This window comes from Pseudoalteromonas sp. QJM3NY_12 (genome assembly GCF_056173165.1).
Window position 1 is genome coordinate 2,364,917 of sequence record NZ_CM149661.1, and the last position, 16,490, is coordinate 2,381,406.

A 16,490-nucleotide genomic window follows, 5' to 3' on the forward strand; every position below is an offset into this window, starting at 1 on the left:
GCGCTATTGTAACGAACAACCCCCTATTAGCACAAACGAAAAAGCCGAGCATTTTGCTCGGCTTTAAAATAGGTAACGGTTAACTTAACCTTTGTATTTGCTCATTACTAGCGTGGCATTAGTACCGCCAAAACCAAAGCTGTTAGACATAACCGTGTTTAGTTCAACGTCTTTTGCTTCAGTTACAATATTCAAGCCTGCCGCTTGTTCATCTAACTCATCAATATTGATAGATGGCGCAACAAAACCGTGCTCAAGCATTAATAATGAAAAGATAGCTTCGTGTACACCAGCAGCACCTAGTGCATGGCCTGTCATTGCTTTAGTGGCACTGATCATTGGCGAATTACCACCAAATACTTCTTGAATAGCGCCAAGCTCTTTAACATCACCTACCGGTGTTGATGTACCGTGGGTATTTAGGTAATCAATGCTGTCAACGTTTTGCATAGCTTGACGCATACAACGTGCTGCACCCTCGCCCGATGGGGCAACCATGTCGTATCCGTCAGAGGTTGCGCCGTAACCGGTAATTTCAGCGTAAATATGCGCGCCACGAGCAAGTGCATGTTCAAGTTCTTCAACTACCACAATACCGCCACCGGCTGAAATTACAAAACCATCGCGGTTTGCGTCATAAGTACGTGATGCTTTTTCAGGTGTGTCGTTGTATTTAGTCGAAAGCGCGCCCATAGCGTCAAATTCCATTGCTAACGTCCAGTGAAGCTCTTCACCGCCGCCTGCAAAAATAACGTCTTGCTTGCCTAATTGAATTTGTTCCACCGCGTGGCCAATACAATGCGCAGAAGTCGCACACGCAGAACTAATTGAATAGTTAACACCTTTAATTTTAAACGGCGTTGCTAAACATGCAGAGGTGGTACTTGCCATAGTACGTGGCACCATGTAGGGGCCAACGCGCTTAACGCCTTTTTCACGTAGAATATCAGCCGCTTCTACTTGCCATTTTGATGAACCACCGCCAGAGCCAACTAATAAACCAGTACGCTCGTTTGATACTTGCTCGTCGCTAAGACCCGCATCTTCAATCGCTTGCGCCATTGAAATATAAGAGTAAGCCGCCGCATCGCCCATAAAGCGCATTGCTTTACGATCAACATGCTCTTTAACATCAATATCAATTTTACCTGATACATTGCTACGCAATTTGTAATCAGCAAATTCTTGATTAAAAGCAATACCACTTTTACCAGCTCTAAGTGACTCTAATACTTCTTGTTTATTATTGCCGATGCTTGATACAACACCGATGCCTGTTATTACGGCTCTTCTCATGGGTAATTCCCTTAGCTTAATACTTAATTGTGTTCTATTTTACGCGAATTTAATCATCTAAGTGGTCAGCTTTCTAGCGTACACTTGTACTCTGAAGCTACAGCTTATAAATAACGCCAGACTATTTCAAAGAAAACACGTAAAATAATTAAAAAATTATCTATAAATTGAATTGGTCATGATAAAAAACGCCCATATACACTTTAACGACTTAGGCACACCAGTTGCCAATGACTTTGACGATGTTTATTTTTCTAATGACGACGGCCTTGCTGAATCGCATTATGTGTTTTATCAACAAAACAGTATAGATACACGGTTACAAAATCATGACCGTGAACACTTTGTTATTGCCGAAACCGGTTTTGGTACTGGGCTTAACTTTTTAAATGCATGGCTGCAGTTTTCTGACCACTTACAGTGCTTACAAGTTCAAAATGAACAGCCAAATACAGTACAGCGATTACATTTTATTTCTTTTGAAAAATATCCACTTAGCGTAAATGATTTAAAACAAGCCTTGCAAGCTTGGCCTAGTTTAAGCCATTTAAGCAAGCAGCTCGTTGCCCTCTACCCGATTAATTTAAATGGCTGCCATCGACTAGAATTTGCCAATGGCCGTGTAATCCTCGACCTCTATTTTGGCGACGTACTGGAATGTATTAATAGCATGAGCTACCCACAAAGTGGACTGGTTGATGCGTGGTTTTTAGATGGCTTTGCGCCAAGTAAAAACCCCGACATGTGGCAGCAAAGTGTATTTAACGCCATGGTTGATATTTCTAGAAGCAATGCCACATTAGCCACGTTTACCGCTGCGGGCTTTGTGCGCAGAGGACTAAACGAGGCAGGCTTTAGCATGCAAAAAGCCAAAGGTTTTGGCCGAAAGCGTGAGATGCTAATTGGCACACTTGCTCAAGCCAACCCAAAACAATCAGCCCCCGCCTATTTTGAGCATCACCTCTCACCGCTTTCAAGTGTGGCTATTATTGGCGGTGGTATAGCGAGCAGTTGCATCCTTTATAGCCTCGCAAAGCGTGGGATAAAAAGCCACTTATTTTGCCAAGATGAAAAACCCGCAATGGGGGCATCGCACAATGTGCAAGGGGCTGTGTATCCGCATTTACAAGCAAAAAACTCGCCACATAGTGAATTATTTGCCCACAGTTTTTTATATGCAAAGCGGCTTTATAATCAATTACTCAACAATGGCTTTTTGTTTGATCACCAGTGGTGTGGTGTGCTGCAACATGCAGTAAAACAGCCATTGGCAGATCGCCATCAAAACCTCGCTGATAAACAACTGTGGCCAGAGCAGCTTATGCGAAATGTGACTGCTGATGAGGGTGATGCTATCGCTGGGGTTAAAACAGGTTACTCAGGGGTGTTTTTTGAACAAGGCGGCTGGGTTAATCCCCCGCAGCTAGTCTGTGCAATGTTAGATGCCGCACAGCAATTAAATGCGTTTGAAAGCCTATTTAACTGCCATATTGAGCAATTTAATAAACAACCCGATGGTTGGTACTTAACCACGCAAAAGCAAACATTTGGCCCCTTTAGCGATGTGATTATTTGTACTGGTGAGCACAGTGATGCATTTACGCAAACCAAAACACTTCCCATTGTTGGCGTTCGCGGCCAAGTGTCACATGTTCAGGCAAGCGAGCAATCACGTAAACTTAATACTGTGCTGTGTCACAAAGGCTATTTCACTCCCGCTTATTTAGATCATCATTGTATGGGCGCCACCTTTGAAAAAAATAGCAAAAGCCGTGAAGTGACCGAGCAAGACAACCACACTAACCGCGAGCAATTACTGAGTTTTTATAACAACACTGAATTTGCCACTAGCTTAGGCGATATTAGCTCAGCCAAAGCCGCTGTTCGCTGTAGTTTTATTGACCACTTACCAATGGCCGGTGAATGGGTGGAGCAAACTGATTATACACGTGCATTTGCTAATTTACGTTTGGGCAAGCGCTATCAATATCAGCCATTAGAAAAACCACAACAGGGCCTACATATGTTTACCGGCTTTGGCGCGCGAGCATTATGCAGTGCACCGTTATCTGCCGAGCACTTAATTAGTAGTTTAAACAATGAACCTCGCCCACTAAGCGAGCGTGTGAGCCAAGCAATTCACCCAGGACGTTTTATTGTTCGTGACCTTATTCGCAATAAAATTTAGAGGTAATAATACCTACAAAACCCTTTATTGTAATTATCAAGAACGCAATGTACGTATTAGCTTATACCACCGTAACTATGTAACCGAAGTAATTATAAGGATCGACTAAAAGTTCTAAAAAACACCTTTAAAGCAGCTAATTTTAATACTCAGTTAAGTAATGACTTTTTAACTAATATGTTTATTTAAATTAGCTCATTTATATCCCATTTACCCTTTAAAAATAATTCCCTACCCCAAGGTCTGTTTGTACGAACAATCTTTACACTATATTGAGAAGGAATTAATTATGAGTAAGACTTTAATTATTGGCGCAAGTGGTCAAATTGGTAAAATGGCTACCAAACTACTTTTAGAAAATGAGCAAAATGTTGTTGCACTTGTAAGAGACAAAAGCAAACTGCATGATTTAGATAGCCCATTTTTAAGTATTGTTGAACAGGATTTAGAAGGTGACTTTTCAAATGCCATTAATGGCTGCGACCAAGTTATCTTTGCGGCAGGTTCAGGTGGAAGTACAGGCACAGATAAAACCGTACTTATTGATTTGTGGGCAGCGACAAAAGCGGCAACTTATTCTAAAGAGCACGGTGTAAAACACTTTATTATGGTCAGCTCTATTGGCGCAGACGATCCAGATGCAATAGATAGTGACTTAAAGCCCTATCTAGTAGCAAAACATATGGCTGATGAGCATTTAATTCACAGTGGACTCAATTACACAATTGTCCGCCCAGGAACATTAACCGACGACAGTGCCTCTTTGGAAGTTACAACTGAACGTCCTAGCGATCAGTCAAAGGCTAAAATTAGCCGCGAAAATGTAGCCAACGCATTGCTTCACGTTGCTTCAAACTCATTTAATAGCAATCGTATTTTTGAGTTATTTGATGGCGACAAACCAATAAAAGCCGCTATTAAATAAGCATTACATTCATCCCTTGCCATGCAAGCTGCATGGCAAGCAGGGTTAAAATCACTTTAAAAATAACCCTAAAACGCGCTACCGATAACCGCTTAAGTAATCTAATCCCTAACCAAGTGCCAATAGCTCCGCTTAAAATCATCGCCAGTGTTAACGGCAACCATTGCCAAAAGCTAAAGCCAAGCCCCGCATAAACAACGGCTTTTAAACTATGCTGCAAGGTCATAATACTTGAAAAAGTCGCGGTAAATTTAAGCTTATCGTAATGATTAATATGTAAGTAACTCGCTACCAGAGGCCCACTTGCTCCCACAAAAGTAGAAATAAATGCCGTAATTACACCCGCTATTAACCGCCCTAATCGTGAGTCTTTATTAAATTCAGGGATTGTTCCCCACAGTAAATAAATCACAAATAAAGCCACAAACAACTTCATGCTATCAAGGTTAATATCGCTTACTACTTGGCTTGATAGCCCCGCGCCAATTAACCCACCCAGAGTAAAATACAACAACATCGGCTTATCAAGATGGGTAATGCTTAACAACAACCGATTGGTATTAGAGCCTAACTGCACTAAACCATGAACAGGCACTACCACCGCCATAGGCATAACCGACGCCATTACCACTAACAGCATTAACCCGCCGCCCGCACCAAAAGCCGCCGATACAAACGAAGTAAACCCCGCCAGTAAAATGAGTAAAAGCGAAATTAAAGGGGAAATGTGTTCAGCTGTAAAAATATCCATATCTATGCCCGCTGTTAATCATTGACTCATAATACAAAAAATAGGCAAGTAAGCGACTAGTCTTTTAGTGGTATGGGGTTCGGTGTTCGGGGTTCGGGGTTCGGGGTTCGGGGTTCGGGGTTCGGGGTTCGGGGTTCGGGGTTCGGGGTTCGCAAGATAAACCAAAGCACAATAAATTCAATAATTTCAGCCATAAAAAAACCCGCGACTTGATTGCTCAAGTTGCGGGTTTTTTAGGGTTTTTAAACAAACGAATTTAAAAACCGTTATTGGTGGGCTGGGGGGGGGTGAACCCCCGTCCGAAAAGCCTCAATTATTATAGGTATCTAATAAAAACAATGAGTTACTTTAGTATCAAGTAGTTAACCTCTAATGTTATCTTATATAATCTAATGCAAACTATTATTTTTGGTCACTGACTGGTCAATAAAAATTACAGCCTAAACACATGAATTTGACGTTTTTCGTCAAAAAAACCTATTTAGCTTGTTAATTTAGGTAAACCTCTCTATCATCCGTATTGTTTCAATTCGTAGATATGAGGTTATCACCAAATGATTTTAGAATATGGCTTAAAGAACTTTTTTGGGTTCAAGGAAGGTTGTATTGTTAGCTTTAGAGTTCCAAAAAAAGTATCTAAAAAAGGTGTCGCTGATTTTCTGTGCGTAAAAGGCAAAAATGCCTCTGGTAAGACAAATTTGTTGAAGGCTTTATCATTCATCAGTGACTTTTGTACTGACTCTTTTCAAGATTACAAACCTAAAGATTATATAAGAGTAGAGCCTTTTTTTAGAAATCAAAATCCTATTGAGTTCTACATTGAATTCATATGGAACAATTGTGAGTACAGCTACGAGCTATCTTTAACTGATACCGAAGTTTTCAGTGAAGTTCTTTATAGGAAAAATAATAGAAAAGTAAAAATAATAGAACGACAAAAAAATGAATTTACTCATCTTATTTCGGAGTTTTCTGAACTCGCGTCAATGAAATTACGAACTAACGCTTCTTTTATCAGTTCTTTTAAACAATATGACTTAGATTTGATGGACTCGTTGTCAGATGTTTACTGTTTTTTTGACTCTATCACCTATAACGTTAGTTACGGTGGCCTAGTAGAGCATTTTCCTGATATAAACCAAATATCTAAAGTTTTGTATCACAATGAAGAAATGTTTAATTTTACAAAAGATATCATTGTTGCAAGTGATACCGGTGTTAGTGATATTGTAATACGACAAAAAGATGATCAAGAAACTGGGAGAGTTATTTATACCCCTTTTTTCATACATGAAGTGAGTGGTGAATTACATCCATTACCAATATTTGCAGTATCAAGTGGTACTAAATCGCTATTCACTCAATTAGGTAAGTATCAAAATGCTTTGAAACTTGGTGGGGTTTTATGTATCGATGAATTTGATATCAATCTTCATCCTCATATTTTACCTAAATTAATAGGTCTTTTTGATTGCCCAGAAAATAATCCAAAGAATGCCCAACTAATTTTCACAACTCACAATTCTGAAATTATGGAATATATGGGGAAATATAGAACTTACCTTGTTGAAAAAGAAAGCAATGAATGTTTTGCATACCGATTAGATGAAATACCGAGTGATATATTACGAAATGATCGCGCAATTTTACCAGCATATAATACCGGTAAATTGGGTGGAGTTCCTGTTCTATGAGCTTCAAAAATCACAGAAAACAAAGTTTCCTAGATCGATTCCCTACAGCTAGCCTTGATAGCCCTGAAGATAAAATAGCTAGTTTGTGCAAATTTAACTTTTCATATTTTACTCACGACCAACCTGCTGGCCAAAACTTTTCCGATTGGACTGAAGTACAGTTACAAAAGCTACTTGATAAGTTAGTTAATTATTCAAAAAAGCCCTTAGTACAATGGGAGAAAGAAAAAATAGGACAAGGAAAAAACCACGTCTTAGAGGTTTATGGTTCTTTTCCAAAAAAATCTGACTTTACTCAACCCAAGCATATTCCTCACCAAGCTAAGTGGGCTAGATTTAGGTTAGAAGGTTCTGTTAGGTTAATAGGATTTGTTATTCCAGATGATTTTAACAAAAAGGAGCAAAACAAATCCTCCTATAATTTCTGTTCGAACACTTTTTATATTGTTTTTCTAGATAAGGACCATAATTTTTACAAATAATCGCTAGTTTATTTTTGGACCTAATCTGATTGCGTCTTCTAAATGACTTAGTGCAAAGTGTGCATAAACCATGGTTTGCTCAATCTTTGCATGACCAAGTATCTGCTGAAGCACCCTCCATTCATCATAAAATGACTTGCGAAAGTATGCCTTAGAACATGGCTACACTGCCCCTTAGGCAAATTAATATCGGTTTTATTTACTGCCCTTTCAAACGCCTTTCGACAATCTGCAAATAGTGGCCCTGATTTTTTAGGCAGCTGATTAAACAACTGCACTCGTTTAGCGCATTACTAGTTTCGCGCCTGTTTAATATTAAACGGGTGAATTAACCTGCCAATACCCTGTTTTCTTAGCCCCAATACGAGTTATCAAGCCTGCCTCTTTCAAAAACTTTACGCGCCTTTCAATAGTGCTTTGAGACTTACCACATCTTTCAGAAAGCTGTGCATTAGTTTTATAGCGGTCTTGTTGAATGAACATCAAAATATCTATATCAAGATTAGAGAGTTTTAAACCGTCATTTAAACCGTCATTTAAACCGTCATTTGACTTTATATTATTCGCCTCTGAAATTGCGTTATAAATCATCTGCAACATAAACTCTATAAAAGGAGCGCTATCGGTTTGTTGGGTACTTTGGCGGATCGCTAAGTAGTAATTGTCTTGGTGTTGATAAACCATACTTTCGACAGGAATATTTATGAACACTTCATGCCACTTAGACAAGATTAGCGTTTGCCATAAACGTCCCATTCGGCCATTACCGTCAGAAAAAGGATGAATAAACTCAAACTCGTAGTGAAATACACAACTTGCAACAAGTGGATGAACATCACTACTTTCTAGCCATTCTAATAGGTCAGTCATTAATTTGGGCACACGTGTCGCTTGTGGCGCCATGTGTACAACTTGCTCACCCGACATCACCCCCACACCTTCTTGACGATACATACCTGCATCTTTGACTAAACCTTTCATCATCAGCAGATGTGCTGCAAGTAGATGAGTACCATTTGCTGGTTGCCATTGAGGGAGTGTTTCATAAGTACTAATTGCATTATGAGCTTCTTGCACTTCTTTAGGCGGTGCAATAACACGCTTACCATCGAGTATCGCGGTAATTTGCTGCTGTGTGAGCGTGCTGCCTTCAATCGCGAGTGAGCCTTGTACTGTTCGCATTCGATTTACTTTGCGCAAACGAAGTAGTTTCTCTTGCTCTTGCTGCACTGTTAGGCGACCTATAGACTCACTAATTTGAGCCACTAAAGACAGAGTTTTGTTTGATAAAGTAAAAGGCGGTAAATAGTTAGGCATTATTATAATTCATTGCTTAGGTGTTAGGGGTTTAATAGCACGCATTAAAATAGCACCTTAAAACTCAATTTGTACAGTAAGCAATCAGCTTTTGTAAAACTATATTTATAAAAAAACCCGCAAGGCTCGAATTAACTAGCGCTGCGGGTTTTTTAGGGTTTTTAAACAAACGAATTTAAAAACCGTTATTGGTGGAGCTGGGGGGATTTGAACCCCCGTCCGAAAAGCCTCGACCGTCGGTACTACATGTTTAGTATTGTCATTTAATTAACCTTTAAATCCCGGACAAACACGGTAGATAAAGGCGAGGCCGCTTAGTTTTAACGCTTCAACCCCGGCCAGGGTTTCCGTCGCGATCAGGTGTTAGGGTGACACTCCAAAATCCAGTCCACAAGAATACATGGAAGGAGCGCTAGCCAGCCTAAGCTGCTAGAGAGTAGTTATCGTCGTTTGCGATTACTTTAAATTGCGGCTTTTTTACGAGGCAAACCGCACCTCGACATGCACCTCGGGCTTCTTGAATTCCGTCGAATCCTAATCAGCCCCTGAATAAGGTTACTCATTCAGAGTGTCCAAGCAGTATAACCGAGTAACCTACGAATACTCAACACCTTAGGCGTTTTATTTTATTGGTTGGTTAATCATGCATCAAACACACATGTAAATGTAAAATATTGGACAATTAAGAAACAATTACTTAACAATGATGGTGCTTTATGCTCAAATGCAAGGCTAGACCTTGGTCTAATAAATTATAAAAAATAATAACAGACATATTACCTAGAGGATTTATAAATGTCGGTTTTTTCTTTTAATGAGCAAACGGGGTATATCTCTTTAGTTTCACACCCTCATGTTTCAGGTTTAGCCTCAACAGCAACACAGCTTATTGAATTAATTGGCCAGTCAGAATATTGCGAGTGTGAGGTTATTGCTAGCAATATTGGTAAGCTGTTTGCTCAAAATAACACCGAAGAAGCCCCCTCTTTAGTAATTGCTCAAGCCATTGATGCAAAGCTAACCATAAACATCGATGAAAAGAATATGCTCGTTGAAGCTACCCTTATTACTGCCAAGGGCGGTAAATTGCTTAGCATGGAACAAGCGATTGAAGAGTTCTCACAAGCAGGGGTTGTAAAAGGCATTAGCTCTCATGCATTAGAACAGTTATTGGCGCAACAGTTCGAACACTCCCCAGGAAGCACGCATTGCGCCGAAGTCGCTTTTGGCCGTGCACCTAAAGTAGGTAACGATGCCAAATTTGTGCGTCTGTGCTGCACAGCGCAAGACCGCGTACTTAGCCCGCAAGCTAAAGGCGGTGGTAAAGTCGATATGAGAAACCTAGGTGATATTATTACCGTAAAACCTGGTTGTGAATTAATGCGGCGCATTCCAGCAACACCGGGGGTTGATGGGTTTACTGTGTTTGGTGATGTACTAACTGCAACCTCCGGCAAAGAACATAAATTACAACCTTTTGACGGCACTAAAATTGCGTCTGACAACCCCAACTTATTAATTGCCGACTGTACTGGCGTACCGGTTGCCCTTCCCCGTGGTATGCGTGTTGATGATGTTTTATGCTTTCACAATATTGATCCAAGTACTGGGCATGTTGAATTTGATGGCAGTATTATAGTCAGTGGTGATATAAAAGATGGCATGCGCGTGACCGCCAGCGGCGATATTACTGTTTTAGGCTTTGTTGAATCGGCGCAGCTCAAAAGTGATAGTGCTATCACAATAGTAAAGGGTGCAATTGGCAGAAAGCGAGAAGCCGATGAGCCATTTACCTGTTCTATTTTAGCTAAACGAACCGTTGCTCTTGGTTACTCTCAATACTGTGACATAAAAACGGATCAAAACTTACTAATAGATCGCCAATCATTACATTGTGACTTGAGTGCTGGAAATTTAATTAGGGTGGGCAGTGCAAAAGATCCTAAAGGGAAAATTATTGGTGGCCATATTCTAGACGCAATGCGCATTGAAACAGGTGAATTGGGCGCACCAGCAGGAACTAAAACCCGTGTTTGCATCGCACAGCGATGGTATGTGCTAAAGCAAAAACAAGCGCAAATTACTGACTTTGAAAAAGTTTTAATCGGTAAGTCAATTGAACTACAGCAAGCGCGTCAGCGAATTAATAAACAAGTTGCAAGCGCACAGCGTCAGCAGTTTTTGAATAAAATAACAACGAATGAAGAACACATAGCAAACCGAAGCGCCAGCATCAATCAGCAAAAGCAGTTGCTAAGAAAGAAAATGACACAGCTTTTAGCGCTCAGTCGCTTAAAAGTTAATGAGCTCATGCACCCTGGGGTAGAGCTTAAAATTGCACGAGAATCAATTAGCTTTTCGCGTAATTACCCACCACATTTAATCACTCATAGTGAAGGTAAAATAACGCAATCGTTTTAATTAAACTAATTAAAAATAGCTCAGCTCATAAAGTAAGTATTCACTATTGTAGACTTAATCTTGGTTGCTTGCTTCGTCTTCGCTTTGTTGTGTTTCATCTATAGCAAGTGGCCAACCGCCTAGTTGCTGCCAACGATTAACAATTAAACAATACAGTTCAGCAGTGCGTTCGGTATCGTATAACGCAGAGTGTGCTTGTTTATTATCGAACTCTATTCCTGCTGCTCGGCACGCTTTAGCTAATACTGTTTGCCCTAATGCCAAACCCGCAAGTGATGTGGTATCAAAACTAACAAACGGATGAAATGGTGTGCGCTTGATGTTATTACGCTCAATAGCGGCATTTAAAAAGCCATGGTCAAAAGCGGCATTATGAGCAACCACCACAGAGCGCTGACACCCTGCGGCTTTTTGCGCTTTGCGCACTACTTTACAAATTTCTTTAATCGCCTCTTCTTCAGGGACTGCCCCTCGAAGTGCTGAAAAAGGCTCAATCCCATTAAACTCAATAGCGGCTTGTTCAATGTTTGCGCCCTCAAACGGTTGCACATGAAAATGAACGGTATGATCGATACTAAGCAGTCCTTCGTCATCCATTTTTAAGACGGATGCTGCGATTTCTAGTAGTGCGTCAGTTTCTTTGTTAAAACCGGCGGTTTCAACATCAATAACAACTGGAAAAAAGCCACGAAAGCGTTGTGCGAAAAGTGTTTGCTCAGTATTTGCCATAGTATTCTTGGTTTGTAGGGATTAGCTGTCTATTATGTCAAAATTGATGGCCTGTCGGCTAGGGGATTTATTGATTAATTACAGTTAAACTATAGGCATGTTACTTGCTTAGTAATTAGGGTCTGTTGACCTTTGCGGATTAAAATTTGTTCAAGCTAGGGGCGGTTTAATCGCGGCGCGAGGTTTGTAACCTAGTGGGCTAAGTAAAAACCGAGCAACAAAGAGTAAATCGCCCCTAGGCAGAACCCAAAGGGCCGCGCCTGTTTGGCATTAATGCTGTGTTATCGCCTATTTATGGGGAATAACCACACCACATAGGCTCTGCCTTGCCTAAATACCAAACAGGCTGCTGCAAATTTAACCTTGAAAGGTCAACAGACCCTAGCGTTTACGCTGAATTATTTGCTGTTGCGTAATATTTTACGGTTTTTGTCACTTTTTTGGCAGAGCTAGATAACTGGAGAATTCTCGATGAAGTGTAAGTTGTTATTTATTAGCCTAGGCATTAGTAGTGTGCTGTATAGTTTGAATACAACTGCGGCAATGCGCCAGTACACGGCTAACCAAGATAATTCAAATTGGAACTTGGTTAAAACGACTCGCTTACAATGCCAATTAAATCATGAAGTTCCCTACTATGGTGAAGCCGTTTTTAAAGCATCAGCCAGTAAAAACAAAGATCTCACTTTTAATTTAGACATGGTGGTGCGCCCAGAAAATTACGCGATAGCTGGTTTAAAAGCGGTACCACCTAGCTGGCGAGCAGGCCGCCCTGCCCGTGATATTGCTGATATGAAATTACTTAAAAAGTTTGATGGTGAATTAGGTAATAAAACAGCATGGGAAATACTGACTGAGCTTGAAAAAGGCAACCAACCTACTTTTTACTACCAAGACTGGCAAAATAGTGCCGATAAAATTGCCGTGGGTATGTCTAATGTTAACTTTAAGCAAGCGTATTGGGCATTTTTACAATGCCGAGACGAATTGCTGCCATACAATTTTGAAGATATTTCGTTCACTATAATGAACTACGAATCTAACAGCAGTAAGTTAACTAAGTCATCGCAGCAACGCCTTGATAAAATTGCTGAGTATTTAAAAAACGACTCGAGTATAGAGTCAATCAGTATTGCATCCTATACCGATAGTTACGGCGGTCGTTGGAATAACCTCGATTTATCTAGAACCCGTGCTAAGGCTATTAAAGATTACATGGTTAGCTTAGGTGTTGATGAAACTAAAGTGGTTACTGAAGGCTTTGGTGAAAAACGATTTGTAGACACCAATGATAATATTTTAGGCCGTGATAAAAACCGTCGCTTGGTAATTCAAATAGCAAAAATGTAAGTTAAGCTCTCTCCTTTAATGGCCGAATGTGTAATTTAAGCACTTTCGGTCAATACCTATCAATTTAATCATGCCTCTATTGTTAAAAAACAATACTCTGCCATTTAGTTATTAACATTTGGCTTTTTATTTTTTCATTTATATTAATAAGTTAAATTTCATTTCTTGATGATTTTGGCTTTTTTAATACAGTTGTAAATAGAAGATTACATTTTATTTTGTCTCTTTTATGACAAAACTATTTAAGTTTTGCACAACTAGTTATATCTTGCGTGTCTCTCACGTTTGATCAGGATCATTAAGTGCTTAAAAATAAAACAATAGGTAGCATGTTAATTGTTGCAGGAACCACCATAGGTGCAGGTATGCTTGCCCTACCCATTGCCTCTGCGGGACTGGGATTTAATACGGCAATGGTGTTAATTGTAGGGTGTTGGTTACTAATGACCTACACTGCTTTACTTATGTTGGAGCTTCACCAATATGCCCCTCGCGACGCCACCTTAAATACACTGGCTAAGCTTTGGCTTGGTAAACGTGGCCAGTATGTAGCTAACTTTTCGATGATATTCTTATTTTATGCACTGTGCGCTGCTTACATAGCCGGTGGTGGTGCTCAGCTACAAGAGCGCATTAATACTGGGTTTAATCTTAGTATTGCTCCACAATTAGGCTCCGTTATTTTAGCCGTATTGATTGCAGGTGTGGTGACTTTAGGCACTAGTAAAGTTGATAAGCTTAACCGAGTACTATTTAGTGTAAAAATAGTAGTTTTGGCTAGCTTGTTTTATATGCTAACACCTTATGTACATGGCCAACACTTATTGGAAATGCCTGTTGAGCAAGGGCTGATACTGTCGGCTATCCCGGTGGTATTCACCTCTTTTGGTTTTCATGGCTCAATTCCTTCTATTGTTAAATATGTCGGGCTTGATATAAAAACCTTGCGCAAAGTTATGATTGCAGGCGCCTCTTTACCACTGGTTATTTATGTATTTTGGCAAGTATTAAGCCAAGGCATAATGAGCCAAGAGCAATTACTACAAAGCGATGGGTTAACTGGTTTTGTAGCCAGTGTGGCCAATATTGCCAATAACGCCAATGTTTCTACTGCGGTTAAACTCTTTGCCGACTTAGCTCTAGCAACGTCATTTTTAGGGGTAAGCTTGGGGTTATTTGACTTTTTTGCTGACACATTCAAAAAAGCAGACACGGGGGCTGATAGAATTAAAACAGCACTTATTACTTTTGTTCCTCCTCTTGGATTTGCTTTATTTTACCCGCAAGGATTTATTATGGCATTAGGCTATGCAGCCATTGCTTTGGTTATATTGGCAGTATTTTTACCCGTTAGCATGGTGTACAGGCAGCGTCAGGGGATTGAAAAAGAAGGCTATAAAGTACGCAGTGGTAATATTGGTTTGGCCATAGCCGCTTTGTGTGGTATTTCAATTATTAGCGCACAATGCCTGCAAATGGCAGGAGTTATACCGGCTATAGGCTAGCCCCTATAGTTGTTCTAATATATGCACCCCAATGATGGTTTTGGGGTGCATACCATTCAAACGTCAATAATTAACGTTAAAATACTATCGCTTGCCCTCTTCCGCTTTGCTCAGACGCCGCATCTAATTTGCCATCATTATTGATAATCACATGCATATCACCAAAGTGACGCTCATCCATTGTATAACCCATTTTTATTAGCTGTTGCTTTACTGAGGACTCCAAACCCGAGTGCGCTCTAATCACATTTTTAGGCCATAACTGATGGTGAAAACGCGGGCTATTTACTACTTCATTTGCGCTCATATTAAATTCAATCGCATTGAGTATTGATTGATACACTGAACTAATAATTGTGGTGCCGCCAGGCGACCCTGTTACCATTTTCACCTTATTATTACTGAGTAAAATGGTTGGAGTCATAGAGCTTAACATACGTTTATGTGGCTGAATTTCATTCGCTTTTCCGCCAATGGCGCCAAATACATTCATAACCCCGGGCTTAGCGCTAAAGTCATCCATTTCATCATTTAAAATAAAGCCAGCGCCTTCTACGACTACGCCACTACCAAACCCTAAATTGATGGTGGTGGTATTAGCAACAGCATTCCCCATGTTATCAATAATAGAAAAGTGAGTGGTTTGTTCGCTTTCTTTTAAACCCGGTTTAATATTTTCAGTGGTAGAAATGGCCTTTAAATCTATACTATTGCTGCGGTTTTTAAGATAGTTTTCTGCAAGTAACTTAGCTGTAGGCACTTGGTAAAAATCAGGATCGCCTAAGTATTCTGCCCTATCAGCAAACACTCGCTTACCTATTTCAGCAAGTAAGTGCACATACCCAACTGAATTATGTGATGGTGCAGCTATGGGCTTTTTAAGCTCATACATTTTAAGCCATTGTAATATAGCAATACCGCCGGAGCTTGGTGGCGGTGAAGTAAGCACTTGATAGCCGTTCCAGTTAGCTTTTATAGGAGTACGAGACTTTGCGCGGTAATTTTTTAAATCGTCTTGAGTAATAATACCGCCATGTTGCTCCATAAAGTTTGCGATGATCGTTGCGGTTTCACCTTGATAAAAGCCATCTTGGCCATTATCGCGAATGCGTTTGAGTGTCGCGGCAAGCTCAGGTTGTTTAAAAAGCTTACCTGATGTAGCGCTTGCAAAATAACTGGCAAAATTTACTTTAATGTTTTTATTGTTTAGGTGCTCTATATAGCCCTTAATTAACTGAGCCAACTTTTCGGGCACCACGAAACCTTGCTCAGCTAATGTAACCGCAGGTTGTACTAAGGTTTTCCAAGGAAGTGTGCCATGCTTCTTATGGGCCAACCACATACCAGCGACACTACCCGGTACACCACTGGCATGAATACCATAAATAGATTTATTAGCAATAACTTGCCCTTGCTGGTCTAAATACATATCACGATGCGCGGCGTTCGGTGCAGTTTCACGGTAATCTATAAAATCACCTTGCCCATCCTTATGAATAAGCATAAACCCACCGCCGCCAATATTACCCGCCTCGGGAAGCGTAACGGCCAATACAAACTGTGCTGCAATGGCTGCATCAACCGCGTCCCCCCCCTGCTCTAACACAGCTTTTGCAGCATGTGCACTAAAAGTGTCAGGCATGGCAACGGCACTCTGTTTAGCCGCTACACTAAAAACACATAACTGTATTACCACAATACTACTGATAATTAGCTTGCTTGGTGAAAAAAGTACTCCCATCCCATATCCTTAGGTTATTTTTATACATTGATGGAAAACATTAATGCATAGTAACAAACATCAGGTCAATATTTAGATGCTACATTTTTAA

General features: G+C 40.3%; 12 protein-coding genes and 1 other RNA gene. 7 read left to right on the top strand and 6 right to left on the bottom strand.

Translation table 11 applies throughout. The annotated features are described in order from the left end of the window. Window positions 1-84 precede the first annotated feature (84 nt). The gene (fabB, locus tag AC0VZ5_RS11080; RefSeq protein WP_138608223.1) at window positions 85-1,296 is read right to left on the bottom strand and encodes a beta-ketoacyl-ACP synthase I; all 1,212 of its coding nucleotides are present in this window, start codon (window positions 1,294-1,296) and stop codon (window positions 85-87) included. A gap of 178 nt (window positions 1,297-1,474) precedes the next feature. On the opposite strand from fabB, the gene mnmC reads away from it, so the two are divergent. Continuing rightward, window positions 1,475-3,484 (top strand): bifunctional tRNA (5-methylaminomethyl-2-thiouridine)(34)-methyltransferase MnmC2/FAD-dependent 5-carboxymethylaminomethyl-2-thiouridine(34) oxidoreductase MnmC1, encoded by a 2,010-nt coding sequence (mnmC, locus tag AC0VZ5_RS11085; protein ID WP_475472842.1) that lies wholly within the window; start codon window positions 1,475-1,477, stop codon window positions 3,482-3,484. Between the two features lie 289 nt (window positions 3,485-3,773). Beyond that, complete coding sequence (locus AC0VZ5_RS11090) at window positions 3,774-4,409, top strand: NAD(P)-binding oxidoreductase (protein ID WP_475472844.1); 636 nt, start codon at window positions 3,774-3,776, stop codon at window positions 4,407-4,409. Here AC0VZ5_RS11090 and AC0VZ5_RS11095 read toward each other — a convergent pair. Next, window positions 4,402-5,160, bottom strand: coding sequence for a sulfite exporter TauE/SafE family protein (locus AC0VZ5_RS11095; RefSeq protein ID WP_475472846.1), 759 nt, complete (start codon window positions 5,158-5,160; stop codon window positions 4,402-4,404). The two genes, AC0VZ5_RS11090 and AC0VZ5_RS11095, sit on opposite strands and share 8 nt — an antisense overlap. A gap of 554 nt (window positions 5,161-5,714) precedes the next feature. Between AC0VZ5_RS11095 and AC0VZ5_RS11100 the strand changes: the two genes are divergently transcribed. Together AC0VZ5_RS11100 and AC0VZ5_RS11105 are read left to right on the top strand one after the other, a co-directional pair. Next, window positions 5,715-6,854 carry an AAA family ATPase gene (locus AC0VZ5_RS11100; RefSeq protein ID WP_475472848.1) on the top strand — a complete coding sequence of 380 codons (1,140 nt, stop codon included), beginning with the start codon at window positions 5,715-5,717 and terminating at the stop codon, window positions 6,852-6,854. Continuing rightward, window positions 6,851-7,336 (top strand): hypothetical protein, encoded by a 486-nt coding sequence (locus AC0VZ5_RS11105; protein ID WP_209326559.1) that lies wholly within the window; start codon window positions 6,851-6,853, stop codon window positions 7,334-7,336. The genes AC0VZ5_RS11100 and AC0VZ5_RS11105 overlap by 4 nt, the downstream gene beginning before the upstream one ends. A 315-nt stretch (window positions 7,337-7,651) precedes the next feature. Here the strand turns inward: AC0VZ5_RS11105 and AC0VZ5_RS11110 are convergent, their stop codons facing one another. Beyond that, window positions 7,652-8,653: a Fic family protein gene (locus tag AC0VZ5_RS11110; protein WP_475472850.1), complete on the bottom strand. Its 1,002-nt coding sequence runs from the start codon at window positions 8,651-8,653 to the stop codon at window positions 7,652-7,654. 189 nt (window positions 8,654-8,842) lie between these two features. Then, window positions 8,843-9,199: a transfer-messenger RNA gene (gene ssrA / locus AC0VZ5_RS11115) on the bottom strand. 249 nt (window positions 9,200-9,448) lie between these two features. Here ssrA and AC0VZ5_RS11120 point away from each other — a divergent pair. Then, a complete protein-coding gene (locus tag AC0VZ5_RS11120; protein ID WP_475472852.1) occupies window positions 9,449-11,074 on the top strand; it encodes a DUF342 domain-containing protein in 1,626 nt (541 codons plus the stop codon). A gap of 54 nt (window positions 11,075-11,128) precedes the next feature. Here AC0VZ5_RS11120 and rnt read toward each other — a convergent pair whose 3' ends face one another. Continuing rightward, on the bottom strand, window positions 11,129-11,803 hold the full coding sequence (gene rnt / locus AC0VZ5_RS11125) for a ribonuclease T (RefSeq protein ID WP_024602076.1): 675 nt from the start codon (window positions 11,801-11,803) through the stop codon (window positions 11,129-11,131). A 471-nt stretch (window positions 11,804-12,274) separates the two neighbouring features. On the opposite strand from rnt, the gene AC0VZ5_RS11130 reads away from it, so the two are divergent. Then, window positions 12,275-13,153 carry a flagellar protein MotY gene (locus AC0VZ5_RS11130; RefSeq protein ID WP_475472854.1) on the top strand — a complete coding sequence of 293 codons (879 nt, stop codon included), beginning with the start codon at window positions 12,275-12,277 and terminating at the stop codon, window positions 13,151-13,153. 302 nt (window positions 13,154-13,455) lie between these two features. Next, complete coding sequence (locus tag AC0VZ5_RS11135; protein ID WP_475472856.1) at window positions 13,456-14,658, top strand: aromatic amino acid transport family protein; 1,203 nt, start codon at window positions 13,456-13,458, stop codon at window positions 14,656-14,658. A 76-nt stretch (window positions 14,659-14,734) separates the two neighbouring features. Here AC0VZ5_RS11135 and ggt read toward each other — a convergent pair whose 3' ends face one another. Next, a complete protein-coding gene (ggt, locus tag AC0VZ5_RS11140) occupies window positions 14,735-16,399 on the bottom strand; it encodes a gamma-glutamyltransferase (protein ID WP_475472858.1) in 1,665 nt (554 codons plus the stop codon). Window positions 16,400-16,490: the final 91 nt, after the last annotated feature.